The 24,174-nt window shown below is 67.1% G+C and carries 20 protein-coding genes; 11 read left to right on the forward strand and 9 right to left on the reverse strand.

All coding sequences use genetic code 11. From position 1 onward, the window contains the following. Positions 1–155: 155 nt before the first annotated feature. From KF780_05055 to KF780_05080, 6 genes are all read left to right on the forward strand, one after another. On the forward strand, positions 156–872 hold the full coding sequence (locus tag KF780_05055; GenBank protein ID MBX3561162.1) for a hypothetical protein: 717 nt from the start codon (positions 156–158) through the stop codon (positions 870–872). Positions 873–887: 15 nt separating this feature from the next. Next, positions 888–1,337 carry an MliC family protein gene (locus KF780_05060; protein ID MBX3561163.1) on the forward strand — a complete coding sequence of 150 codons (450 nt, stop codon included), beginning with the start codon at positions 888–890 and terminating at the stop codon, positions 1,335–1,337. A 291-nt stretch (positions 1,338–1,628) separates the two neighbouring features. After that, positions 1,629–3,881, forward strand: a complete 2,253-nt coding sequence (locus KF780_05065) for a TonB-dependent receptor (protein ID MBX3561164.1) — start codon at positions 1,629–1,631, stop codon at positions 3,879–3,881. Between the two features lie 97 nt (positions 3,882–3,978). Continuing rightward, positions 3,979–5,781 carry a translation elongation factor 4 gene (gene lepA, locus KF780_05070; protein ID MBX3561165.1) on the forward strand — a complete coding sequence of 601 codons (1,803 nt, stop codon included), beginning with the start codon at positions 3,979–3,981 and terminating at the stop codon, positions 5,779–5,781. 73 nt (positions 5,782–5,854) lie between these two features. After that, positions 5,855–8,161, forward strand: coding sequence for a DGQHR domain-containing protein (locus KF780_05075; GenBank protein MBX3561166.1), 2,307 nt, complete (start codon positions 5,855–5,857; stop codon positions 8,159–8,161). After that, entirely contained in the window at positions 8,161–8,982 is an 822-nt protein-coding gene (locus KF780_05080) for a Dam family site-specific DNA-(adenine-N6)-methyltransferase (protein MBX3561167.1), read from the forward strand. The genes KF780_05075 and KF780_05080 overlap by 1 nt, the downstream gene beginning before the upstream one ends. 54 nt (positions 8,983–9,036) lie before the next feature. Here the strand turns inward: KF780_05080 and KF780_05085 are convergent, their stop codons facing one another. After that, a complete protein-coding gene (locus tag KF780_05085) occupies positions 9,037–10,431 on the reverse strand; it encodes a hypothetical protein (GenBank protein ID MBX3561168.1) in 1,395 nt (464 codons plus the stop codon). 174 nt (positions 10,432–10,605) lie between these two features. Between KF780_05085 and KF780_05090 the strand changes: the two genes are divergently transcribed. The 3 genes from KF780_05090 (at position 10,606) to KF780_05100 (ending at position 15,214) form a co-directional block, all read left to right on the forward strand. Next, positions 10,606–10,767 (forward strand): hypothetical protein, encoded by a 162-nt coding sequence (locus KF780_05090; protein ID MBX3561169.1) that lies wholly within the window; start codon positions 10,606–10,608, stop codon positions 10,765–10,767. Positions 10,768–10,857: 90 nt separating this feature from the next. Beyond that, the gene (locus KF780_05095; protein ID MBX3561170.1) at positions 10,858–12,774 is read left to right on the forward strand and encodes a M1 family metallopeptidase; all 1,917 of its coding nucleotides are present in this window, start codon (positions 10,858–10,860) and stop codon (positions 12,772–12,774) included. A gap of 94 nt (positions 12,775–12,868) precedes the next feature. Beyond that, entirely contained in the window at positions 12,869–15,214 is a 2,346-nt protein-coding gene (locus KF780_05100; protein MBX3561171.1) for an EAL domain-containing protein, read from the forward strand. Between the two features lie 81 nt (positions 15,215–15,295). Here KF780_05100 and KF780_05105 read toward each other — a convergent pair whose 3' ends face one another. Beyond that, a complete protein-coding gene (locus KF780_05105; GenBank protein MBX3561172.1) occupies positions 15,296–15,649 on the reverse strand; it encodes a hypothetical protein in 354 nt (117 codons plus the stop codon). Positions 15,650–15,722: 73 nt separating this feature from the next. Between KF780_05105 and KF780_05110 the strand changes: the two genes are divergently transcribed. Continuing rightward, positions 15,723–16,343, forward strand: a complete 621-nt coding sequence (locus tag KF780_05110) for a TetR/AcrR family transcriptional regulator (GenBank protein MBX3561173.1) — start codon at positions 15,723–15,725, stop codon at positions 16,341–16,343. 112 nt (positions 16,344–16,455) lie between these two features. On the opposite strand, the gene KF780_05115 is transcribed toward KF780_05110, so the two are convergent. The 3 genes from KF780_05115 to hrpB form a co-directional block, all read right to left on the reverse strand. Continuing rightward, a complete protein-coding gene (locus KF780_05115) occupies positions 16,456–16,779 on the reverse strand; it encodes a hypothetical protein (GenBank protein ID MBX3561174.1) in 324 nt (107 codons plus the stop codon). Between the two features lie 150 nt (positions 16,780–16,929). Continuing rightward, a complete protein-coding gene (locus KF780_05120) occupies positions 16,930–17,316 on the reverse strand; it encodes a hypothetical protein (protein MBX3561175.1) in 387 nt (128 codons plus the stop codon). Positions 17,317–17,320: 4 nt separating this feature from the next. Then, positions 17,321–19,873 (reverse strand): ATP-dependent helicase HrpB, encoded by a 2,553-nt coding sequence (gene hrpB, locus KF780_05125; protein MBX3561176.1) that lies wholly within the window; start codon positions 19,871–19,873, stop codon positions 17,321–17,323. Positions 19,874–19,906: 33 nt separating this feature from the next. On the opposite strand from hrpB, the gene KF780_05130 reads away from it, so the two are divergent. After that, a complete protein-coding gene (locus tag KF780_05130; protein MBX3561177.1) occupies positions 19,907–20,308 on the forward strand; it encodes a nuclear transport factor 2 family protein in 402 nt (133 codons plus the stop codon). 146 nt (positions 20,309–20,454) lie between these two features. On the opposite strand, the gene KF780_05135 is transcribed toward KF780_05130, so the two are convergent. The 4 genes from KF780_05135 to KF780_05150 all read right to left on the reverse strand — a co-directional run bounded on the left by KF780_05135 (position 20,455) and on the right by KF780_05150 (position 24,061). Further along, positions 20,455–20,652 (reverse strand): hypothetical protein, encoded by a 198-nt coding sequence (locus tag KF780_05135; GenBank protein MBX3561178.1) that lies wholly within the window; start codon positions 20,650–20,652, stop codon positions 20,455–20,457. After that, positions 20,652–21,665, reverse strand: coding sequence for a polyprenyl synthetase family protein (locus tag KF780_05140; protein ID MBX3561179.1), 1,014 nt, complete (start codon positions 21,663–21,665; stop codon positions 20,652–20,654). Before KF780_05140 ends, KF780_05135 begins: the two co-directional genes overlap by 1 nt. Before the next feature lie 207 nt (positions 21,666–21,872). Further along, a complete protein-coding gene (locus KF780_05145) occupies positions 21,873–23,213 on the reverse strand; it encodes a sensor histidine kinase N-terminal domain-containing protein (GenBank protein MBX3561180.1) in 1,341 nt (446 codons plus the stop codon). 182 nt (positions 23,214–23,395) lie between these two features. After that, positions 23,396–24,061: a response regulator transcription factor gene (locus KF780_05150; protein MBX3561181.1), complete on the reverse strand. Its 666-nt coding sequence runs from the start codon at positions 24,059–24,061 to the stop codon at positions 23,396–23,398. Positions 24,062–24,174: the final 113 nt, after the last annotated feature.

The following is a 24,174-nucleotide window of genomic DNA, read 5'->3' on the forward strand; positions in this document are numbered from 1 at the left end:
AGTCCGGGCCCATTAGCGGACCGCCATTGCGCAAGTTCGGCTAAGCTTCGCTCAACCGACATGGTTAACGAGCGATTGAGGCGCCGTGCGGTCCCGATCCGGGACATGCGCCGACGGGGTGCAACCGGCCGGTCTTGCGGATATAGGGGGAGGCAATGCGCTGGCTGGTTGCTCCTTGTCTGCTCGCTCTCGCCGCCCCCGCCGCGGCGCAGGAGCTGCCGGACGCAGGCCAGAGCGAGGCCGCCTATCATGCGTGGCTCGACAGCGAGCCGGGGCTACGGGGCGAGATATTGTCGTTCGAATCATGGCAGGACGCCGCTGGCGTGCGGGGCGTGCTCCCGACCTGGCAGCTGGTGCGCACCGCCAGCATGTGGCGGGAATGCAATGGCCCGCCCTTCGAAGTGCCGCCCTTCCGCCTGTGGCCGGGCATGACCGACACGCTGCGCGCGATCCGGGATGCCGTGAAGCCGGCGGTCGGCGAGGTCGAGGCGGTGTCCGGCTATCGCAACCCGTCGCTCAACGAATGTGCGCGTGGCGCGCGCGGCAGCGCCCATCTCGATTTCTTCGCGCTCGATCTGGTGCCGCTCCAGTCGATCCCGCGGGGCGATCTGATGCGGCGGCTGTGCGCAATGCACGCGCGATCGGGCCGGCGTTACGATATCGGCCTTGGCTTCTACGCCTTCACCCGTTTCCATATCGACACGCGCAGTTTTCGCCGCTGGGGATCGGCGGGACCGCGCGGCAGCGAAAGCCCGTGCGCGGTAGTCGAGCGCGGCGAGGATCCGGAGGCGCCGCCGCTGCCGGGTCCGGAGCCCGCGTCCGTGCCGCCGACACCGGAACACAGCCAGCAGGAGCCCGTTCACCAGCCATAACAAAGGAGAGGGAAGATGACCAAATGCCGGATGCTGACCGTCGCGCTCGCGGTGCCGCTGATCCTGGTCGCCTGCGGCGACATGGGCCAGGATCTCGCCCGCGAACGCGCCGCCAACGAAGCCGCCGCCGCTGCCAATGCGGCGCAGCCGCCGGGCACGGTGGTGGTCGACGTCTCCTACACCTGCCAGCCGGCGATGACGCTGGCGGTGCGCTACGACAACAGCGATCCCGCCGCCTCGACCGCCCAGGTCACGCTCGACGGCGCGCAATATCAGATGGCGCAGGTTCAGGCCGCCGACGGGGCGAAATACATGTCCGGCACGGGGCGCGCCGAAGGCCGCACTTTGGCCTGGTGGAACCGGGGCAATGAAGGGACGCTGCTGGAAGGCAGCGCGTCCGATCCGACGGTGCCGGAAACCGAGGTCGCGACCTGTACGGAAGCCGCCGCGCCCGCCGCCGAATAGGTCGCGGCGCCCGATCGAAGGCCGCCGCCCGCGACGCGGCGGCCTTCGCGATCACGGTTCTGCGATGCGCGGCTTTGCCTTGCCGCGCGCGTTGCTGGCGGCGCTGCGGCAGGACCGGCCTTTCGCGCATCCGCAATTTCAGCATGATCGCCCATGTCGACCATGGCAATCGACGCTCGCCGACCGCCGATCCGCACGACGTCTGCTTCGATTCCGCAAGGCAAATCAATTGCGAGTGTGTTGTGCGGGTGATACAGCCGACTCGGACTTAACCATGAAAGTCGTGCAAGCGTGATCAAGGGGTGGGGAAGCAGCCGCGCGCTGCTATTGTGTGCAAGCGCGACGCTTGGCCTGCTGGTGCCGGCGACGGTTGCATGGGCGCAGGCGGGCAATCCGCCGCCGCCGCCCAGTCCGCCGCCCGCGCCCAATCCCGCGCCCGCGCCGAGCCCGCCCCCCGAGGCCCAAGCGGAAGCCGAGCCCGAACCGCAGCCCGGCCAGGACGACATCGTGGTGACCGCGCCCACCCAGCAGAGCTCGATCGACCGGCAGACCTATATCGTCCGCGACACCGCGGAGGCGCGGAGCGCGACGACGACCGACATCCTCGCGCGGATTCCTTCCGTCGAAGTGCAGGCGGACGGCGCGCTCCGGCTGATCGGCGCCGGCAATGCGACGGTGCTGATCGACGGCCGGCGCGTCGCCGATCCCCAGACGGCCCTGCGCAACATGACCGGCAACCAGATCGAGCGGATCGAGGTACTGACCAACCCCGGCGCGCAATTTCCGGCGCAGGGCACGGGCGGCATCGTTAACATCGTCACCCGGCGCAACACGCAGAACGGCCTCGGCGGCTCGGCGACGGCCAGCGGCGGTTCCTATGGGAGCTATGACGTCAGGGTCTCGCCGACCTATGGCGCCGGCAACTGGACCTTCACCGGCAATGCCGGCCACGGCAGCGGCGAAAATCGCACCCGCTTCGAGCGCGAGCGCGTCTCGCTGCAGCCGGGCGGCCCGGTCCCGCTGTCGACCGAGGAGGGGCGGCAGATCGACGAGTTCCGCTATTATTACGGCAACGCCTCGGCCAGCTACCGGCCGAGCGACCGCCAGACCTTCACCCTCGCCGGCACCCTCGCCCATACCGACTTCACCCAGGAGCGGCCCTCCGTGCTGACCGCTGCTTCGGTCCCCGGCGGCAGCGCCGACCTGCTCTCGACCAACGACGCGGACTTCAACTATCGCGACCTCGCGCTCGACTATCGCGGCACCACGTCCCGGCAGGGCGAGATGCTGACCGCGTCGGTGAAATGGGCGCGGTTCAGCGGCGCGTTCGACAGGCTGTTCTCGACCGATCCCGCCGGCGGCCCGGAGACCCGCTTCCAGCAGCGGCAGACCCTGTCCGACGAGAACTGGACGGCGAAGGCCGATTATGTACGGCCCTTCGGCGGTGCCCGGCGGCTCTCCCTCGGCGCCCAGCTCGTCACCACCAGCAACCGGCTGGCCCAGACCGCGACCGGCACCCTGCCGTCCGGCGCGCCCTTCGCCGCCGCCTCCCTGGTCGAGGGCAGCTGGTTCGAATATGCGGGCTATGTCACCTACCAGTTCGCGCTTGCCGGCTTCACCGTCATGCCCGGCGTCCGGGTCGAGGGCCGCGAATATGATCTGGGGGGCACGACCGGCGTGCCCGACCTCAAGACCACGAGGCTCTTCCCGAGCCTGCACATGGAGCGCCAGCTCGCCCCGTGGCTGACCGGCACGGCCAGCTATTCGCGCCGGATCACCTATCCGCCGATTCAGCTGCTCAACCCCGCCTTGAACTTCAACGACGCGACCACCGCCCAAGCGGGCAATCCCCTGCTCCAGCCGCAGCTCACCGACTCCTACGAGATCAGGCTCCGTGGCGCTGTGGTCCGCCACAATCTCGAGCTCACCGCCTTCCGGCGGACGACCGGGGACATCTGGTCCTTCCGCGGCGAGGTCGATCCGGACGGGGTGCTGGTGACTCGGCCGTTCAACTTCGGGTCGCAGGCGCTGACCGGCGCCGAGATCTCGGCGCGCGGGCCGATTGTCGCGGGCCTGCGCTACGTGCTCACCGCCAACCTCTCGGACCAGAGCCTCGATCCGGACGCCGGCGGACCCCTGCCGAGCCGGCACAGCGCCACCTGGTCGGGGACCGGCCAGCTCGAATATCGGGACGGCCAGGACGGAAGGCGCGGCGCCGACCGCGTCAACCTGACGCTGCGCTATTTCGGTCCCGCCGACACCGGCTTCACCCGCAATTCCGCCATCGCTCTCGCCACCTTCACCTGGTCGCATGCCTTCACCGACCGGTTGTCGGGCGTGCTGACCGTCGCCAATCTCCGGCTGTCGGAGGGGCGGGAAACGACAACCACCGGCATCACCAGCCAGTCGCGCGACCTGTTCGCTCCCGCCTCGCCCCAGCGCGTGACCTTGTCCCTAACCTGGAGCTTCCGCCCGCCGGGCCAGGGCCCGCGCGTGCAGCAGCAGCCCCAGCAGGCGGGCCCGCCAATCCCCGTGCCGCAATAGGCGCGGCGCCCGCCCGCTTTGCCATGGACGCGCCGCCCTGCTAAGCGCCGCCGCGCATGACCATCGGCCATGCCCGCACCCGCAGAAAAAGCGCCTCATGACCGATCTCGAAAAACTCAGAAATTTCAGCATCATCGCCCATATCGACCATGGCAAGTCGACGCTCGCCGACCGGCTGATCCAGCAGACGGGCGGGCTGACCGCGCGCGAGATGACCAGCCAAGTCCTTGATAATATGGAGATCGAGCAGGAAAGGGGGATCACGATCAAGGCCCAGACCGTCCGGCTGGACTACCAGGCCGCGGACGGGGAATCCTACGTCCTCAATCTGATGGACACGCCGGGGCATGTGGACTTCGCCTATGAGGTGTCGCGCAGCCTCGCGGCGTGCGAGGGCGCGCTGCTGGTGGTGGACGCGGCGCAGGGCGTGGAGGCGCAGACGCTGGCCAACGTCTACCAGTCGATCGAGCACGACCATGAGATCGTGCCGGTGATCAACAAGATCGACCTGCCCGCCGCGGACGTGGACAAGGTCCGCAAGGAGATCGAGGACATCGTCGGCCTCCCCGCCGACGACGCGGTGCTGACCAGCGCCAAGACTGGGATCGGCATCGCCGAGGTGCTGGAGGCGATCGTCACGCGCATCCCCCCGCCGAAGGGCGACCGCGCCGCGCCGCTGAAGGCGATGCTCGTCGACTCATGGTACGACCCCTATCTCGGCGTCGTCATCCTCATCCGCGTGATCGACGGCGCGATCAGGAAGGGCCAGCAGATCAAGTTCATGCAATCCGGCACCACCCACCTGGTGGACCGGGTCGGCGTCTTCCGCCCGAAGATCGAGACCCTGCCGGAGCTCGGCCCGGGCGAGATCGGCTTCATCACCGCGCAGATCAAGGATATCGGCCAGACCGCCGTGGGCGACACGATCACCGACGCGAAGAAGCCGGCGGCGAGCGCGCTGCCCGGCTTCCGCGAGGTCCAGCCGGTCGTCTTCTGCGGCCTCTTCCCCGCCGACGCGGCGGATTTCGAGAAATTGCGCGAATCGATCGCCAAGCTGCGGCTCAACGACGCCAGCTTCTCCTACGAGATGGAGACCAGCGCCGCGCTCGGCTTCGGCTTCCGCTGCGGCTTTCTGGGACTCCTCCACCTCGAGATCATCCAGGAGCGGCTGACCCGCGAATATGACCTGGACCTCATCACCACCGCGCCATCCGTCGTCTACGACGTGACGCTGACCGACGGGACGCGCCGGGAGGTCCACAATCCCGCCGACTGGCCCGAGGCCAATCATATCGTGGACGTGGCGGAGCCGTGGATCGAGGCGGTGATCTACGTGCCCGACGACTATCTGGGGCCGATCCTGAAGCTCTGCCAGGACCGGCGCGGCATCCAGAAGAACCTCACCTATGTCGCCGGCCGCGCCCAGCTCACCTACGAGCTGCCATTGAACGAGGTCGTGTTCGATTTCTACGACCGGCTGAAGAGCATCAGCCGGGGCTATGCCAGCTTCGATTATCACCAGATCGGGACCAGAGAGGGCGACCTCGTCAAGATGAACATCCTGGTCAACGGCGAGCCGGTCGACGCGCTCTCCATGATCGTCCACCGGGGCGCCGCCGAAGCGCGCGGTCGCCAGCTCTGCGAGCGCCTCAAGGATCTCATCCCCCGCCACCTCTTCAAGATCCCGATCCAGGCCGCGATCGGCGGCAAGGTCATCGCCCGCGAGACGATCGCCGCGCTGCGCAAGGACGTGACGGCGAAATGCTATGGCGGCGATATCACCCGCAAGAAGAAGCTGCTGGAGAAGCAGAAGGCCGGCAAGGCGCGGATGCGCGAATATGGCAGCGTGAGCATTCCGCAGGAGGCGTTCATCGCGGCATTGCGGATGGGCGAGGAGTGAGGTTTCCGCTAAAGCTTGCTGCGAAACTGAACATCTAGAACTCATGTAAAATTCAATTATGAGTCAGTGACGATTGGATCAGTTCTGCGGGGGCGCAATGCTGGGAGAAATTCTAACCGAGATCGCAGCCAAGCGAGCCGAGCACGCCAAACGCAACAAGGCTTACGACGAGGAAACTTTCGAGAAGGCTTTGCAGGCCACACGGGAAGCCCAAGGCTGGACCGTGCAACGTGAGAACAAGACCAGCCTGAGGATGCGGCATCCTAAGCGTTTCGACGAAGTTCTCGAGAATCGATTCTGGAATGTCCTATATCGGTTGGGATATGCGGAGCTTAACGCGGGACGCCACTTCACAGTCATCGTGGGCAAGGGCGAGGGAGGTACAACAAAGCAAGTCGATGTCTTTGGAAAGGATGACGAAACCATCGTCATAGCCGAGTGCAAGGCGTGCCAATTCCCCACTAAGCGATCCCTCCTCAAGGACCTTAATGAGCTTGCCGGACTAATGAAACCGATCGCTGATGCGGTAAGGTCGCATTATGGAAGTGAGTTCAAGCCAAAATTCATATGGTGCTTTGTAACAGACAATGTGCGATGGTCGACAGAGGACTTAAAGCGGGCCAAGGAGCATAATATCAAGGTCATTAGAGAGCTTGAGCTTCTCTATTTTGAAGAATTCTCGAAAAAAATTGGCCCTGCGGCTCGATTTCAGTTTCATGCAGAGTACCTTGAGGATCAGAAAGTTCCGGCTCTTAGCGGTCGAAAAGTTCCTGCTGTTAAGACGAAGCTGGGCGGTACGACAGCGTATATGTTTTCTGCTTTAGCCAAAGATATTCTGCGTATCGCTTTTGTAAACCATCGTGACCTACGCGACCCTTCTGGGGCACCTTCTTATCAAAGAATAGTATCGCCACGGCGTCTAAAGCAGATTGGCGCTTTCCTCGACGGCAAGGGCTTTTTCCCGAATACAATTCTGCTTAACTTTCATCGATCTCCCGGCTTTGAGCAAAAAGCTCGTGATGAGACATCGGGCATCGCATTTGGACACCTTTTGCTGCCTGACAGATACAAGAGCTGTTGGGTGATTGATGGCCAGCATAGGCTGTATGGAACGGCTTTTGCGTCGGAGGAATATAAGGCTCCGTTGTTCTTTGTGGCCTTTGATAAGGTGACTCCCGCTGCCGAGGCCAATATCTTCGTTGAGATAAATGCGAAGCAGGCGACCGTTCCACCAACACTGCTTTCTGCGCTGGACGGCGAGGTCAAGTGGGATTCTGAAGACCCGAAGGAGCGGCTTGCGGCCATCGCCTCGCGGGCAGTGGACTTGATGAACACTCGTGGCAACGGCCCGCTGGAGGGGAAGGTCGTTTCGCCAGGTATCACCGCTGGCACAAGTCAGCCTCTCAATTTACGAAGCATTCAGGAGAGAATCGGTCTATCCGAGCTCCTGGGATCGGTTCACCCTAAGACTGGAGAGATCCTGCCCGGTCCGTGCTGGATGGGCTCATCGGAAGATAGCTTATTGCGCCTCGTGGCTCTCCTCAATCTTCATTTTGAGTATATTCGCGAGGCCAATCCGGAGCGATGGGAGGCCGGCCGCCTTGGCTCACTGTGCACTAATCTTGGAGTGGGAAGCCAGATACGGCTTCTAAGTGAGCTTATAAGGTATGTCGCATATCGTGACGACCTGCATCCTTCGTCTATCGAAGTAGAACAGTTGTACGGACTCATTCATCCACTTATGGCAAGAATGTTCGATTACATCAAGGCAACAGATGATGAGGAGTTTAAAACTCGTCTCACAGTTATTTTTGGTAGCAGCGGGTATCATCAATATTTCTTTCGCCTGTTCGAGCTGATTGAGCCAGATGTGCCTGACCTGAAACCTGATGGCTTTGAAGAATATCAGAGAGTCACTTCGGAGGAAATTACTGAACAAGCAGACCGACAGGTAAAGTGGATTCAAGCAGTTGTTCCGTCATATATAAAAGACGAACTACGACATAAGTTTGGAGACGACTACTTTGACGTCGTGGTTCCAAAGGAAGTGCAGAAAGCTTGTCAGACCAAAAGAATTGACGACGATTCTGAAGAGAAGCTTCCTGTTGAAGAGTATCTTGATTGGATTCAGTTCGCTAGGCTTGCTGGAATGAAGGAGCTCCGTGACGAGGTTAAAACGGCACTGAGCATTCGGTTGCCTTCAGATGGTTCGGGAAAGCATTTCTACGCGAGTTGGTTTGACGCTGTTAACAAGATCAGGCGGGTGGCTGCTCATCCAAGTGGACGCGCATACAAGCCGGCTGATATCGAGATATTAGCTATCGTTGTTGATCACCTCCGAAGCAATTTGCCTCCGGCCTATGCCGACGGAGGCTTTTGATGCGTCCATTCCTTAGATGGGCGGGAGGCAAGCGTTGGCTTGCCAGCACCGGCTCAGTCCGCTTTCCCAAGGCCAGGCGCTACGTAGAGCCTTTCTTGGGCGGAGGAGCGATTTTCTTCTCACAGGATGCCTCAGGTGCCGTGCTGTCTGATCTCAACCCATACCTAATCAACGCCTATCGCTGGATGAGAGACGACCCATCTCACCTATGTGAGGCGCTTCAAAAGCACTTTGATCTTCACGACAGCGATTATTACTATTCAGTCCGCGGCCAGCTCGGCTTCGTATCATTAGACGATGCTGCTGCCATGATCTACCTCAACCGTGCCTGTTTCAACGGCCTGTTCCGCGTGAATTTAGCCGGGAAATTTAACGTGCCGATAGGTACGAAGCTCTACGAGCTTCGAGATCGACAGGAGTTTACGGCTTGGTCTGAGAAACTTAAGACGGCAGAGATTATAGTAGAAGATTTTGAGACAGTGATTGACCGATGTGAAGATGGGGATTTTGTATTTTTGGACCCTCCATATACTGTAAAACACAACGGCAATGGCTTCATCGAATATAACGAGAAGATATTTAGTTGGGATGATCAAGTACGATTAGCAGCGTGCTTATCGAGGGCGTCGGATCGGGGCGTAGAATTTTTGCTTACGAATGGGGATCACGATAATGTCCGTGCCCTGTATTCCGACCGCTACACTTTGGTTTCACAGGAACGCGGAAGCGAGATGGCCGGCAAGGCAGCCCATCGAGGACAGACGACCGAGCTACTAGTTGCCTCGTCGCACGACTTGGTTTTCAATGGGCAGTTGCTGTAGCTAAGCAGTAACGGTGGGTGTGGCCAGCCCTCGCAGGACTCAAATCGAACCGGCTTAGGCCTTCCTCCTCTCGCGCCGCGTCGCCTCAGCCTTCGCAGCCTCGCGTCTTTGCGCCGCCACCTCCTGGCGGGCGCGGGCTTCGGCGGCCTCGTCCGGTGCCGTGAAAGGCGGCTTGGGCCGGCGCTTCCTGTAGGGTTTGCGCGGTTTGCTCCCGGCCTTCGCCGGGGCCGGGCCTTCGTTCTTGATGGGGCGAGGTGAAAGGACGGCCTCTTCACCTTCCGCCTTGCCCACCCCTTGATGCCCTTCCGCAAGCGGGAGGGGAGGCAGTGGCGGCACATATTCGCCGGTTTTCCAGTTGCGCCAATCGAGTTGCGGGTCGTCCGCTTCGACGCCGTCCGGGACAGGTGCCGGGAGGGCGTTCGTCCGGTGTTCGATGCTGGCGGCGGTCGCGGCGCGGGCGGCAGCTACGTGGGCGGTGCGCGCTTCCGGCCCTTCGACAGGCTCAGGACAGGTGCCTTCGCTGGCGAGGCGGGCTTGCATCTCCTCAACCACGCGGTCGATTTCCGCCGCATGGCCGCCTTCGCCCAGGCTTTCCCAGCGATGCTCGCCATCGGGGCGGTGGGCGATCTCCTCCGGGGCGTCGCCGATCTCCAGCTCGCCGACATAGGGGCCGGCCTCGTCCGCGCCGACATACCAGAGCTCGGGGTCCTCGGCCGGATCCGCCTCCAGCGCGCGGCGGCGCTCGGCGGCCTGTTCGAGGGCGCGGTAGATGTCGGCCTTCGCCTGCGCGTCGAGAGCGACGCCGGCGAAGCTTTCGAGGAGGCGGGCGGCCTCGCCACCGCCGGGGCGGGCTTCGGATGGGCCGGGCGTGCCGGTGATGACGGTTTTCACCGTGGTGGTGGCGGCTTCGGCGGCGGTGAGGGTGGGGCTTTCGACCCCTCCACCATGCTGCGCATGGTCCCCCTCCCCGTTCCGGGGAGGATTTGCTGCCGCTCCCGCCGTTGCCTTCGTCGAGAAGTAATTGATGGTGGTGCGGCGGCCGCTCGCGTCCTGGCCGTAGTGGCGCAGGATGAACATCAGCAGGCGGTCGTTCTTCTTGCGGCGGAAGCCGATCAGCTTGCCGGCGACGAAGACGGGGACGAGCTGGCCGTGCATGGCGCGGTGGAAGGCCTCGTCCTTCACGACCTGGAGGCCGAGGCCCTGCGCCGCCTCCCATGCCTTGCGGAAGCTTTCGGCGCCCGGCGCGCGGCGGAGCATGTAGGCACTTTCGGGGCTCATGTTCACCATGCGCGCGGCGATCGCCACGCAGCCCGTGTCGGCCAATGCGGCAACGAAGGCGCGCTGGCGCTCCGGGGTCCAGCCGTCATGGCGCGGGCATTTGCGGGGGACGGGGGCGAAATCGGGGAGGGTGGCCCTGGGCGTGGGGAGGCGCTGCGTCTGGTCCTGCATGCCTGGTTCCTTTCAAAACCGGAACGGGACGCGAACATTTCCTACATTGCAAGGTTGTGGCGGCGGCGGATTTTTCTTTCTGGTCTCAAAGGCTTCGGTCCGCCGCAGCGGCGGGGAACGGACGGCGCCTCCGCGCGTCTTGACGGGCGGACATGTATGTCCGGGAGTCTCGTCATGCGCGAAGCCCTGGGGCTGGGTTTGCTCGCCCTCGTCCTGCTCGCCGCCGCGATCGCGCTCGCCGTCCGCCTGCGCCGGGCGCGGATCGAACGCGAGTTCAGGCGCGGGCATGGCGATTACCGCAACGTGAAGCGCCCGGGCGGCGGCTGGTTCGGCTGAAGCGGCCACCGGCTTGCGCGAACCTTCCCTTGCCGCGGGCGTTGGGCTAGCCATGCCGACCTTTCCTTCCCCCTTCGCCGGAGCCCGCCGATGCGCCGCCTGATTCTCGCCGCCCTCACGCTCGCCCTCGCCGCCTGCACGGTGCCGGACGGGAACGGGCAGAATATCGCGGCGGAAAGCGCGCGGACGGTGGCCCCGGTGCTGAGCGGGCCGGACGCGGTGGATGGCTCGACCTACGCCCGGCCGGAAGTGGCGCGGGTGACGCATGTGGCGCTCGATCTCGACGCGGATTTCGAAGGGCAGCGGATGCGCGGGACGGCGACGCTGGACATCCAGGCCGCGGACGGCGCGCGCGAGATCGTCCTCGACGCCAAGGGGCTGGAGATCGAGAGCGTCACCGACGGGGACGGCCGGGCGCTCGAATATGCGCTGGGCGCGAACGATCCGGAGAAGGGCCAGCCGCTGACCATCCGGTTCGGCGAAAGCGGGGCGCCGGCGCGGATCGCGATCCGCTATGCCAGCGCGCCGGATGCCGAGGCGCTGCAATGGCTGACGCCGGAGCAGACGGCGGGCGGGCGGCATCCCTATCTGTTCAGCCAGGGCCAGGCGATCCTCAACCGGACCTGGATCCCGACCCAGGACAGCCCCGGCATCCGCCAGACCTGGGAAGCGCGGATCACCGCGCCGGAGCCGCTCAAGGTCGTCATGTCCGGCGAGCGGCTGACGCCCGAGGGCGAGCCCGCCGGAGAGGGATGGCGGGCCTATCGCTTCCGGATGAACAATCCGGTCGCGCCCTATCTGATCGCGATCGCGGCGGGCGACATCGCCTTCCGGGAGCTGGGGCCGCGCACGGGCGTCTGGACCGAGCCGGAGATGCTCGACCGCGCCGCGGCGGAGCTGGCCGACACCGAGGCGATGGTCGAGGCGGCGGAGCGGCTCTACGGGCCCTATCGCTGGGGCCGTTACGACGTGATCGTGCTGCCGCCGAGCTTCCCTTATGGCGGGATGGAGAATCCGACGCTCACCTTCCTGACGCCGACCTTCATCGCCGGCGACAAGAGCCTGGTGGGCCTCGTCGCGCACGAGCTGGCGCATTCGTGGTCGGGCAATCTCGTCACCAACGCGACCTGGCCGGACGGCTGGCTGAACGAGGGTTTCACCTCCTATTTCGAGAACCGGATCATGGAGGCGATCTACGGGCGCGCGCGGGCCGAGCAGGAGGCGGCGCTTTCGTTCGCCGAGATCGAGAAGGCGCTGGCGGAGCTGGGCAACGACGCGCCGGGCACGCGGCTGCGCGGCGACGGCGGGCCGGACGACGGATCGAGCGGGATCGTCTACGACAAGGGCGCCTTCTTCCTGCGCACGATCGAGCGGATCGTCGGGCGCGATCGGTTCGACGCCTATCTCACCTCCTATTTCGAGCGGCATGCGTTCCAGCCGATGACGACGGCGCGTTTCCTGGCCGACATCCGGGAGCATCTGGTACGCGGCGATGCGGGGCTGGAGGCGCGGCTGCAGCTCGATCGCTGGGCCTATCAGCCGGGCCTGCCCGACAATGTCGCGCGGCCCGATCCGGCGGCCTTCGCGGGCGTGGACGAAGCGCTCGCCGCCTATGGCCGCAGCGGCGCGTCGGCGGACGTGCCCTATCGCGGCTGGACCACGGCGGAGCGGCTCAGGTTCCTGAACGGATTGCCGCGCACGATGCCGGCGGACCGGCTGGCGGCGCTCGACCGGGCCTTCGGCCTGACGGCGAGCACCAACGCCGAGACCCTGTTCGCCTGGTTCCAGCTCGCGCTCGCCAATCGCTACCAGCCGGCCGTGCCGGCGGTGGAGCGATTCCTGGCCGAACAGGGCCGGCGCAAGTTCGTGCTGCCGCTGTTCGAAACGCTGTATCGCGACGCGGCCTGGGGGCGGCCGATCGCGCTGCGCCTCTACGATCGGACCCGCGCCTCCTATCACAGCGTGACGCAGGGATCGGTGGATCGCGCCTTGGGACGGCAAGGCTAGCCGGATTTCAAGATGTTAGGACCGATTCGGATTTAACGATCCATCAAGCCCTGCGGGCGTAGGGCGAGCCGGTGTTCGACAAGCCCGGCAACCCATGATTCACGCCCCGGTCTCCCGCGAGGATTTCGACCAGGCCCAGGCCGCGGACGCGGGCGTGGATTCGCTCGCGTTCGACGTGGCGACCGAGCGGCTGCGCGACGCGCACCTGCATAACGGCCAGGTCGAGGCGCGGGGCCTGTTCGCCGGCTTCTTCGCCATCGCCGCGAGCGCGGCGGCGGCGATCACCGCCTGGGCGATGGCGGGCACGTTGCGGGACGATCTGGTGATCGGCTGGGCCGCGCTGGTCGCGTTCGCCAATCTCCTGTCCTACCGGCGGGCGATGTTGGCGGCATCCTGGGGCGGCGGCCGCAATGTGCGGCTGGGCGCGCGCTGGATCGCGGTGGCCGAGTCGGCGGCGCTGGCGGCTTTGTGGTGCGCGCTGCCGGTTTACGGTTTCGCCACGCAACCGCCGCACGTCCAGGTCGTGATCGGCGGCGCGATGGCGACGATGATCGTCGCCGCGGTCGCGCTGGCCGCGATCCCGGCCGCGGCGGTCGCCTGGATCGCCACCTTCACCGCGGCCTTCTCGATCGCCCATTATTTCGGCAGCGGTTCGCTCGATCTCAAGATCGCGCTGACCTTCGTGCTGATCGCCGGCGTCGCCGCGTTCGGCGTGGCGCGGCTGAGCCGCTGGATCTACGGCCATCTCAAGGCCAGCGCGCGCACCCGCACCCAGTGGGAATCGGTGCGCCTGCTGCTCAACGAATATGAGCATCGCGGCGTCGGCTGGCTGTGGCAGGTCGATGCCGAGAACCGCGTCGCCTATATCTCCGCGCGGATGACCGCGCTGCTCGGGCGCTCGACCAGCCAGCTCGTCGGCCATTCGCTGCCCGCCTCGCTGGGCGGCAGCAGCGCGCTGGGTCGTACCCTGCTCGCCCGCCAGCCCTTCTCGAATCTCGAAATGGAGCTGAAGACCCGGCACGGCACGCGCTGGATCAGCCTGTCCGGCGACCCGATCGTGGACATGGCCGGCCAGTTCCAGGGCTTTCGCGGCGTCGGCCAGGACGTGACCGAAGTGCGCAAGAACCAGGAACGGCTGACCGAGCTCGCCAACAAGGACGCGCTGACCGGCCTGCCCAATCGCGGTCGCGTGCGCCAGTTGCTGGGCGAAGCGCTGTCGGCGGCGAACGCCAGCGGATCGCCCTGCGCGATCATGTTCCTCGACCTCGACGGCTTCAAGCCGGTCAACGACACGTTCGGCCATCCCAAGGGCGATGCCGTGCTGAGAAGCGTGGCGGAGCGGCTGAAGCACGAGGTCGGCCAGGCAGGTCTGGTCGGCCGGATGGGCGGCGACGAATTCGCCGTGGTGATCCGCGAGGCACGCAGCCGCCGGGTGGTCGACGCGCTGGCCCGGCGCGTGATCGCGGTCATCGCCGAGCCCTATCATGTCGGCAAGGCGGAGCTCAGGATCGGCGTGTCGATCGGCTGCGCCTTCGGCCCGCTCGACGGGCAGAGCGTCGACGATCTGATCCTGAAGGCCGATCTCGCGCTGTATCAGGCGAAGGCGAAGGGACGCGGCACCTGCTGCTTCTTCGACGCGGACATGCAGAACGAGGCGGACGACCGGCTCCGGCTGGAGCGCGATCTCAAGGCCGGCATCGCGCTCAAGCAATTCCGGCTCCTCTACCAGCCGCTGATCAACGCCGCCGACCAAAGCCTGGTCGGCTTCGAGGCGCTGATCCGCTGGCATCATCCGACGCGCGGCATCGTCCCGCCCAACCATTTCATCCCGATCGCCGAGGAATCGGGACTGATCATCGAGCTGGGCGAATGGGTGGTGGACGAGGCCTGCCGGGCGATGGCCTGCTGGCCGGAGCAGATCAGCGTCGCGATCAACATTTCCGCCAAGCAGCTCGTCTTCCCCGCTTTGCCCAACACGATCAGCGAGGCGCTGGGCCGCCACCGGCTGCCGCCGAACCGGCTGGAGCTGGAAGTGACCGAATCGATCTTCCTGGGCGACAGCGCCGGCGCGCTCGACGTGCTGAAGCGGCTGCGCGCGCTCGGCGTCGGCATCGCGCTCGACGATTTCGGCACCGGCTATTCGTCTTTGGGCTATCTGAACAAGGCGGTGTTCCACAAGCTCAAGATCGACGGCAGCTTCGTGCGCGAATCCGCCAGCGACCGTGAGACGGTCGCGATCATCCAGGCGATCGTCCAGCTCGCCAAGAGCTTCCGCATGACCGTGACCGCCGAGGGCGTCGAGACGGCCGACGATTTCACCCGGATGCGCGAGCTCGGCTGCCAGCAGATCCAGGGCTATCTGTTCGGCCGCCCGATGACTTTCGAGAAGGCGAGCGAGCTCGTCGTCGGACAGCAGCAGCAGCGCCGGCTCAGCGCCTGATTCCAGTGCCGAAAAAAGGCCGGCCGCGGACGCGCCGGGCCGGCCAGGGGTTCAATCGGCGATTGCCTGTCGGGACTGGGCCTATCGGGTCTGGGCGACGGTCCGCGATTCGGCGGCGAGGCGTGTGGCGTTGGGCGGGGTCAGCTCCGCGGTGACGATCCGCCCAGCGCCGTCCGCGACGCAATCGAACGTGTAACGCCGATCGGCATTGGCATAGAGCGTCACGCGGGTCTGCCGCGCATTGCCGGAGATCGCGCCGACGCGCTGCGAACGGAGCGCGCCTTCCGGGAACTGGCGCGCCAGCTCGGCGCGACACTGGGCGACGGCGCGGCCTTCCGCCTCGGACGCCGCGAAAGCGGGCGACAGCGCGGGCAAAGCGAGCCCCAGCGCGGCGGCGGGGAAGATCGCGAGAACGTGGCGAAGGGGACTGGTCATCGGAACCTCCATCTGCTATTTATGTACCATACCGTATAGTATAGAAATGCCGACGGCAAGGTTTTTATAACGCATGGTACAAAAAAATCCGGCATCGCCCCGCGGCCGCCCGCGCAGCTTCGACACCGACCAGGTGCTGGACCGGGTGCGCGATACCTTCTGGAAATACGGCTATGCCGGCACCTCGATGGATCAGCTCGCCGCCGCCACGGGCCTGCACAAGCCCAGCCTCTACGGCGCGTTCGGAGACAAGCGGAAACTCTATCTGGCGGCGCTCGACAATTATCTCGCCGACATCCGCGCCGAATTCGCCGAGGCCTTCGCCATGCCCGATCTGACCGAATCGCTGCGGGCGATGACGGAATGGTCGATCGACAAGTTCATGGGCAAGGACGAGCTGGGTTCCGGCTGCTTCATGATGCACACCGCCATGCCCGAAGCGTCCGAGGATCCGGAAATCTCGCGCACCGTGCGCGAAGCGATGGACTCGCTCGACCGCGCCCTGGTCCGCCGTTTCGAGAAGGCGATCGAGGCGGGCCAGATTTCCCCCGACGCCGATCCGCACGCGCTCGCGATGGTGATGGTCGCCAATCATTACGAGATTTCGGGCCGCGCCCGGGCGGGCTATTCCCGCGAGGAATTGCGCGCGCTGGCAAACAGGGCGCTCGACCTGGTGGCCGCGCTGAGCCGCTGAGCCTCGTCGCGGGACCCCTCCGGCCCGAAACTGAAGCGGCTCCCCTCTCCTTGGGGGAGAGAGAGGAGCCGCGCCGCCCCAGCTCGCCGCGGGGCGGAAGCCGATCCGGCAATCAGCGGTCGGTCAGCTGCTCGAGGCCGCCGGCGGCCTCCCACTGGCTTTCCGTCTTGCAGATCCTCCGCGGGATGCGGGTGCCGGTATAGGCGGCGTCCACGCAGATGCGCCGTTCGCCCGCACCGGCCCGATTCCGGCGCGGCGCCGGCGCGCTCGCGCCGCCGCCGTCGGCGCTGCTCGACAGGCCCGCGGACGGCGATGCCGAGGTCGCGCCCTGGTGGGCGGCGGCGGGCACGGCGAGCGCGACCGCGACGATGCTGGCGCCGACGAATGCGATATGGCCGAGGGTGCGGCGCGAGATGAATTGGGTGAAACCGATCATGACAAATCCGATCCTGTCAAATTGCACATCGCACGGGCGCGCCCCTCCCGCCGTGCGCAGCTGTCTTACTATGCTAAGACAGGCGGCGCACTGACCGGCATTGCTAATTTTGTAGCAGGCTGCCTGTGGGAAGGCGCCCTGGCCGCGGCGTCAGTCGCGCCGGGCCCGCCGCTCCGCATACCATTGGCGGATCATCTGCTGCATGCAGCCGGTCTGGCCATAGCTGCCGACGACCGAGCAGCTGTCCGGCCGGCCATCGCGCGAGGCATCCTCCAGCGCCTCGACCCGCGATCCCCAGGCGACTTCGGCGGGCGCGGTCTGGCGCAGCGGCGCGGGGATGCGGTAGCGCTCCTCCTCCGGCCGGCGGGCGCAGACCACGATCTCCGCGTCCTCGCCGGCATCCGCGGCCGGCGCCGGACAGGGATCGTCGCCATAGACGACGACGCTGGATTCCCGCTCGGGCGGGCCATTGGCGGCCAGAGCGGGAGACATGCACAAAGCGCCGACGAGCGTGCACGAGGCCGGAAAACGGATCATGGGTTCAGCTTTGATGACCGGCGCTTCCTGAACGCCGGCTGGCTTTCTTGGTCCGCAGCGTCGGATCGGCGGCGGCGGGATCGTCGGGCCAGGGATGCCTGGGATAGCGCCCCCGCATCTCCTTCGCCACCGCCGCCCAGGAGCCGCGCCAGAAGCCGGGCAGGTCGCGCGTCGTCTGGATCGGCCGGCCGGCCGGCGAGGTGAGGGCGAGAACGAGCGGGGTGTCGCCGACTTTCGGATGCGCGGCGAGGCCGAAAAAAGCCTGGACGCGGGCGGTGACGGTGGGGCCGGCCTCGGCCTCGTAGTCGATGTCGTGGGTGGAGCCGGCGGGCGTGGTGAACTGCGCGGGGGCGAGCCGGTCCACCGCCCGGCGGGCGTCCCAGCCGAGCAAGGCGTCGAGCGCGCCGGACAAAGCGGCGGGATCGATCTCCGCGAGGCGCTTGCGGCCCGTCAGCAGCAGGGGGAGCCAGGCGTCGAGCCCGGCGAGCAGCGCGGCATCGGAGAGATCGGGGATCGCGGGGTCCGCCTGCCGGGCATAAGCGGCGCGGCGGCGCAGCGACGCGGCCTTGTCGCTCCAGGGGAGCAAGGCGAGGCCGTGGGCGCGCACGCCGGCCAGCAAGGCGGCCTCGATCGCGGCGGGATCGGCGCGGCTGTCCTGGCCGCCGGAGAGGCGGATCGCGCCGAGATGGCGGCCATGGCTGGCGCGCACGCCGCCGGTGGCGGGATCGAAGGCGATTTGCGCGCCGGTGGCGATCCGGCCGGCGAACAGGGCCTCCACTGTGGCGAGGTCGATGGCGGCGGCGGAGAGGATGCGCGCGCCCGACGCCGCGCCGCCGACTTCGGCGACCGCCAGCCAGTCCGCGCGGGCGAGCGGGGAGGCGGGATCGAGCCGGAAGCCCCGCCCGCCGGCGCTGATCCAGTCGGCGCCGGTGGCGTCACGGCGTTTCGAGAGGCGATCGGGGAAAGCGAGGGCGATGCAGGCGCCGACGATGTGGCCCCGCGGAGGCGGGGCACCAGTCGGGCGGCCGTCCTGGGCCCCCGCCTTCGCGGGAGCACGGGTGAGCTTGAGCCAATTGCGCGCCAACCCTCTTGCGGCCTCCGCGCGCTTGCCGCGCTCGCCGCGCCATCGGCGCAGGCGCAGCTCCAGGTCCGCGTCGCTGCCGCCCAGGCCGCGCTCGGAGAGCAGCACGGCGGTGTCCGCCGCCGTCTCGCCCCATCCGCGTGCTTCGGCCGCGATCAGCATATGGGAGAGACGTGGCGGCAGCGGCAAACCCGCAATCGCCTGGCCGTGCGGCGTGGGGCGGCCGTTCTCGTCGAGCGCGCCGAGGCCGGTCAGGCGGCGGCGCGCCTCGTCGATCGCCGCTGAGGAAGGGGGATCGAGCCAGCGCAGGGTCCGGGGATCGCCGACGCCCCACAGCGCGCAATCGAGCAGCAAGGCGGAGAGGTCGGCCTCCAGGATTTCGGGCGGATCGAAGCGCGGCAGGCTCTGCGTCGCGGCCTCTTCCCACAGGCGATAGACCGTCCCCGGCCCCTGCCGCCCGGCGCGGCCGGCGCGCTGCGTCACGGCGGCCTGGCTGGCGCGCTCGGTGACGAGCCGGGTCAGGCCGGCGGCGCGGTCGTAGCGCGGCCGGCGGGCGAGGCCGGAATCGACGACGATCTGCACCCCGTCCAGCGTCAGGCTGGTCTCGGCGATCGCGGTGGCGAGGACGAGCTTGCGCCGGCCCGGCGGCGCGGGCGCGATGGCGATGCGCTGGGCGGCGGGATCGAGGCCGCCGTGCAGGCGGTGGAGATCGATATCGGCGGGGAGGCCGGTCAGCCGCTCGGCGGTGCGCTCGATCTCCGCCACGCCGGGGAGGAAGGCGAGCAGGCCGCCCCGCGCCTCGGCCAGCGCGCGCCGGATCGCGGCGGCCATCTCGTCCTCGATCCGTTTCTCGGCGGCGCGGCCGAGATGGACGAGGGCGATCGGATGGCCGCGGCCCTCGCTCTCGATGACGGGCGCATCGCCCATCAAGGTGGAGAAGCGGGCGCCGTCGAGCGTGGCGGACATGGCGAGGAGGCGCAGGTCCGGGCGCAATGCGGCTTGCGCGTCGAGGGCGAGGGCGAGCGCGAAATCGCTGTCGAGGCTGCGCTCGTGGACCTCGTCGAACAGGACGGCGGAGATGCCGGCCAGCTCCGGATCGGCCTGGATGCGGTTCAGGAAGATGCCCTCGGTGAGGACGGTGATGCGGGTCCTGGCCGAACGCTTGCTGTCGAGGCGCGTGGCATAGCCGATCGTCTCGCCCGGCCGCTCGCCGGCCAGCTCGGCCATCCGCTCGGCCGCCGCGCGGGCGGCGAGGCGGCGGGGGGAGAGGAGCAGGATTTCGCCCGCGCACCAGGGCTCGGCCAGCAAGGCGGGCGCGACCGCCGTGGTCTTGCCGGCGCCGGGCGGCGCGACCAGCACCGCGTTCGGGGCCGCGCGCAAGGCGGCGAGCAGGTCCGGCAGGACGGCGTGGATGGGCAGCGCGGTCACGAACGCCTCCCTATCGGCGGCATTTGCAAATGGCCAATCGGGGTTCATACCCGCGCGGATCGCGTTGGGGGGAGACGAGGAATGACGCAAGCGAATGTGGCTCTGATCCGGGGGATTTACGACGGCTTCGCGGCCGGCGATGTCGGCGCGGTGCTGGGCGCGATGCAGCCCGGCATCGTGTGGAACGAGGCCGAGAATTTCCCCTATGCGGACGGCAATCCCTATGTCGGGCCGCAGGCGGTGGCCGAGGGCGTGTTCGCGCGCTGCGTCGGCGAGTGGGACGGCTTCGCGGTGGCGATCGACGAGATTCTCGACGCCGGCGACACGATCGTCGCGCTCGGCCGCTATCACGGCACGCACAAGGCGACCGGCGTGCCGATGAAGGCGCAGCTCGTCCATGTCTGGCGGGTCGCGAACGGCAAGGTCGCCGCCTTCCAGCAATATGCCGATACCTTGCAGGTCGCGCGGGCGTCGGGGGGCTAAGGGTTGCTTGGTATCTGTTTCAGCAAGGCTGAAACAGACGCGGCGCCGGCCCGCACCCCCACCCGGCCTCCCAATTCACGTTACTGTCGTTGGGAGGCCGGGTGGGCGTCCGGGCCGGCGCCGAAGCGCCGAAGCTGAAAACGGCCCTAGAAATCCACCCATTCGGTGCCGCCGGGCCAGAAATGGTCCTCGATCCGGTCGCCCAGCCAGACGATGGCCGACAGGATCAGCGCGAGCCCCACAAGGTTGAGCAGGATCACAGCGCCGAACGCGACATAGGGATGGAACAGCCCGACGCGGTCGAAGCCGTTCTTCATCGGCGCGCGGGTCGGGCGGCGGCGCATCAATAGGCCCGCTGGATCGCGAACTGCACCGCCTCGGTCAGCGCCGCTTTGGCGCGGCCGGCGGGGAACGGGCCGAGCGCGTCGAGCGCGCGGCGGCCGTAATGGCGCGCGCGCTCCAGCGTGTCGTCGAGCGCGCCGGTCGCGCGGAGCAGCGCCGTGGCGTGGGCGAGATCGGCGTCGGTCGCACGTTCGCCGCTCATCGCCGCGCGCCAGAAGGCGCGGTCCCCGTCCTGCCCGCGCGCATAAGCGAGGATGACCGGCAAGGTGACCTTGCCGTCGCGGAAATCGTCACCCACGCCCTTGCCCATCGTCGCGGCATCGGAGGCGTAGTCGATCGCGTCGTCGATCAGCTGGAAGGCGATGCCCAGATTGCGGCCATAGGCGTCCAGCGTCTCCTCCGTCGCCTCGTCGCGCTCGGCGACCACCGCCGCGATCCGGCAGGCGGCGGCGAAGAGCGCGGCGGTCTTGGCGGCGATGATGTCCAGATACTGGTCCTCGCCCGTCTCGATCCGGCGCTGGGCGGTAAGCTGGTTCACCTCGCCCTCGGCGATCACGCTGGAGGCGCGCGACAGGATCTTCAGCACCTTGAGGCTGCCGTCCTCGACCATCAGCTCGAAGCTGCGCGAGAAGAGGAAATCGCCGACCAGCACGCTCGCCGGATTGCCCCAGATGATGTTGGCGGTGCGCTTGCCGCGCCGCAGGCCCGAGCCGTCGACGACATCGTCGTGGAGCAGGGTGGCGGTGTGGATGAACTCGACCGCGGCGGCGAGCTTGTGGTGGCGCGTGCCGGGATAATCGAGCAAACGGGCGCAGGCGAGGGTGAGCATCGGGCGCATCCGCTTGCCGCCGCCGGCGATCAGGTGGCCGGCCAGCTCCGGGATCAGCGCCACCTCGCTCTGCATGCGATCGAGGATGACCGCGTTGACCTGGTTGAGATCGGCCGCGACGAGCTGGATCATCGGATCGAGCGAGGGCGCGGGGCCGGGGGCGAGCGGGAGGACGGACGCACTCATGGCGCGCGCTGTGCGCCCGCGAGAAGCCAAAGGCAAGTGGGAGGGGAGCAGCTCAAGCCGTCATCGCGAGGCGCGACAGATGAGCAGGTGTGAACGTCCCCCGGACGTTCACAGCCGTGTCCGGGGGACACGGCGACCTACTCATGTGGCGATCCAGAGTCCCGGCTGGATTGCCGCGCCCTTCGGGCTCGCAATGACGAACAAGGGTCAGCGCCGGCCCGGGTTCAGCACCAAGGCCGTCATCTCCGCGACCGGGAGTTTCAGCCGGGCCATCAGGCCGCCCAGATCCTCGCTTTCCTCCAGCGCGACCGAGCCGCCGTAGATTTCGGCGACGTCGCGGACGATGGCGAGGCCGAGGCCGGTGCCGGGCTTGCCGGTGTCCAATCGGGCGCCGCGGTCGAAGATCGCGGCACGCTGCGCCTCGGGGATGCCGGGGCCGTCATCCTCGATCTCGATCTCCACGACATCGGGCGCGGCCTTCACCGTCACGAAGACGCGGCCACCGCCATATTTGGCGGCATTCTCGATCAGATTGCCGAGCATCTCGTCGAGATCCTGCCGCTCGACCCGGACGATCGCATGTTTGTCGCCGCAAATGTCGACCGTGACATGCTCGTAGAGGCGGCTGACCGCGCGCTCGACCGATTGCAGGCTGGGCCAGACCTCGGCGCGGGCCTGGGCATTGGCGCGCCGGCCGATGGCGCGGGCGCGGGCGAGATGGTGATCGACCTGGCGGCGCATCGTGCGCGCCTCGCGGATCACCGTGTCGGCGAGATCGGGCGCATGGGCGGTGGCATCGTTGGTGATGACGGTCAGCGGCGTCTTCAGCGCATGGGCGAGATTGCCGGCATGGCGGCGCGCCTCCTCCGCCTGCGTCTCGTTATGCTCGAGCAGCGCGTTCAGCTCCTCGGTCAGCGGCTCGATCTCGCGCGGGAGCTGTTCGTCGATCCGCGACTTCTCGCCCGAGCGGATCGCGACGATCGCCCGGCGCATTCGCCGGAGCGGCCACAGGCCGTAGATCGCCTGGAGCGCGCCGAGCACGATGAGGCCGAGCCCCAATATGCCGAAGGAGCGCACCAGCGTCTTGCGCAGCACGCCGATCTGCTGATCGAGCGCGTCGCGGTTCTGGGCGAGCTGGAAGCGCCAGCGCACCGCCGAGCCGGGCAGGCGCACGTCGCGCTCGATCACGCGCAGCCGCTCCATCGGGAATTCGTCGCTGTCGTAGAGATGGATGCCGCTGTCGCTGTAGGAGGGGCCGACGGTGAGCCGCCGGTCCCACAGCGAGCGCGACGGGAAGGGATCGAAGCCCTCGCCGCTGATTTGGTAATAGAGGCCCGAATAGGGCTCCAGGAAGCGCTGGTCGGCGGGCGCGCGGTTGAACAGCACCTCGCCTTCCGGGCCGATCTCCGCCGCGGCGACCATGGAGGTCAGCACATAATCGAGCTGCGAATCGAAATTGTCGGTGATCGCCGACGTCAGCACGCGGTCGAGCGTGAAGCCGCCGACGCCGAGCAGCAGCGCGATCCACAGCGCCGAAACGCCGATCATCCGGCGCGTCAGCGATCCCGCGCCGCGCGGACGGAAGCGCACCAGGAAGCGCCGCGAGATATCGAATAGCTTCATCGCCGGATCGTCATCGCCTGCCCCCGCTGTCGGGGGCATGACGCGCGGCGCATGAACATCGCCTGAGGGCGCACACCCCCGGCCGTCGGGGACCGGGGGCGCACGCCCTAACCCCTCGGGTCCTCGAGCGAATAGCCGAGGCCGCGGATGGTGGTGATGACGTCGGGGCCGAGCTTCTTGCGGATGCGCGTCACGAACACCTCGATCGTGTTCGAATCGCGATCGAAATCCTGGTCGTAGATATGCTCGATCAGCTCGGTGCGGCTGACCACCTTGCCCTTGTGGTGCATCAGGTAGGACAGCAATTTATATTCCTGCGCCGTCAGCTTCACCGGCTCGCCGTCCAGCGTCACCTTGCCCGAGCGGGTGTCGAGCCGGACGTCGCCGGCGATGAGCTCGGAGCTCGCATTGCCGGACGCGCGGCGGATCAGCGCGCGCAGCCGGGCGATCAGCTCCTCGGTCTGGAAGGGCTTGGCGAGATAGTCGTCGGCGCCCGCGTCGAGACCCGCCACCTTGTCCGACCAGCTGTCGCGCGCGGTCAGCACCAGCACCGGGACCTTCATCCCCTCCCGCCGCCAGCGATCGAGCACGGTCAGCCCGTCCACCTCGGGCAGGCCGAGATCGAGGATGATCGCGTCATAGGTTTCGGTGGAGCCGAGATAATGGCCGTCCTCGCCGTCCGTGGCGAGATCGATGGCATAGCCCGCGCCTTCCAGCGTCGCGCGCAGCTGGCGCCCGAGATTGGGCTCGTCCTCGACGATCAGAACCCGCATGATCTTTTCCCTTCACTCCGGCCGGCGCGGACCAAAGCCGCGCGCCCGTCATATGTTCCGCGTACGTATATGGGAAGAGGAGGGCGGCGCGCCAGCATGCGCCGCGCGATGGG

This window comes from Sphingomonas sp., from assembly GCA_019635535.1.
Classification (GTDB): Bacteria; Pseudomonadota; Alphaproteobacteria; order Sphingomonadales; family Sphingomonadaceae; genus Allosphingosinicella.

Bases quoted from the DNA above. Each gene is read 5' to 3' on its own strand.
- KF780_05110 (MBX3561173.1), top strand. From the start codon at position 15,723: ATGGTACAAAAAAATCCGGCATCGCCCCGCGGCCGCCCGCGCAGCTTC.
- KF780_05115 (MBX3561174.1), bottom strand. From the start codon at position 16,779: ATGATCGGTTTCACCCAATTCATCTCGCGCCGCACCCTCGGCCATATC.
- KF780_05085 (MBX3561168.1), bottom strand. From the start codon at position 10,431: ATGCAGGACCAGACGCAGCGCCTCCCCACGCCCAGGGCCACCCTCCCC.
- KF780_05060 (MBX3561163.1), top strand. From the start codon at position 888: ATGACCAAATGCCGGATGCTGACCGTCGCGCTCGCGGTGCCGCTGATC.
- KF780_05140 (MBX3561179.1), bottom strand. From the start codon at position 21,665: ATGAGTGCGTCCGTCCTCCCGCTCGCCCCCGGCCCCGCGCCCTCGCTC.
- KF780_05080 (MBX3561167.1), top strand. From the start codon at position 8,161: ATGCGTCCATTCCTTAGATGGGCGGGAGGCAAGCGTTGGCTTGCCAGC.
- KF780_05055 (MBX3561162.1), top strand. From the start codon at position 156: ATGCGCTGGCTGGTTGCTCCTTGTCTGCTCGCTCTCGCCGCCCCCGCC.
- KF780_05120 (MBX3561175.1), bottom strand. From the start codon at position 17,316: ATGATCCGTTTTCCGGCCTCGTGCACGCTCGTCGGCGCTTTGTGCATG.
- KF780_05145 (MBX3561180.1), bottom strand. From the start codon at position 23,213: ATGATCGGCGTTTCGGCGCTGTGGATCGCGCTGCTGCTCGGCGTCGGC.
- KF780_05100 (MBX3561171.1), top strand. From the start codon at position 12,869: ATGATTCACGCCCCGGTCTCCCGCGAGGATTTCGACCAGGCCCAGGCC.
- KF780_05095 (MBX3561170.1), top strand. From the start codon at position 10,858: ATGCGCCGCCTGATTCTCGCCGCCCTCACGCTCGCCCTCGCCGCCTGC.
- hrpB (MBX3561176.1), bottom strand. From the start codon at position 19,873: ATGAACCCCGATTGGCCATTTGCAAATGCCGCCGATAGGGAGGCGTTC.
- KF780_05105 (MBX3561172.1), bottom strand. From the start codon at position 15,649: ATGACCAGTCCCCTTCGCCACGTTCTCGCGATCTTCCCCGCCGCCGCG.
- KF780_05130 (MBX3561177.1), top strand. From the start codon at position 19,907: ATGACGCAAGCGAATGTGGCTCTGATCCGGGGGATTTACGACGGCTTC.
- KF780_05090 (MBX3561169.1), top strand. From the start codon at position 10,606: ATGCGCGAAGCCCTGGGGCTGGGTTTGCTCGCCCTCGTCCTGCTCGCC.
- lepA (MBX3561165.1), top strand. From the start codon at position 3,979: ATGACCGATCTCGAAAAACTCAGAAATTTCAGCATCATCGCCCATATC.
- KF780_05135 (MBX3561178.1), bottom strand. From the start codon at position 20,652: ATGCGCCGCCGCCCGACCCGCGCGCCGATGAAGAACGGCTTCGACCGC.
- KF780_05150 (MBX3561181.1), bottom strand. From the start codon at position 24,061: ATGCGGGTTCTGATCGTCGAGGACGAGCCCAATCTCGGGCGCCAGCTG.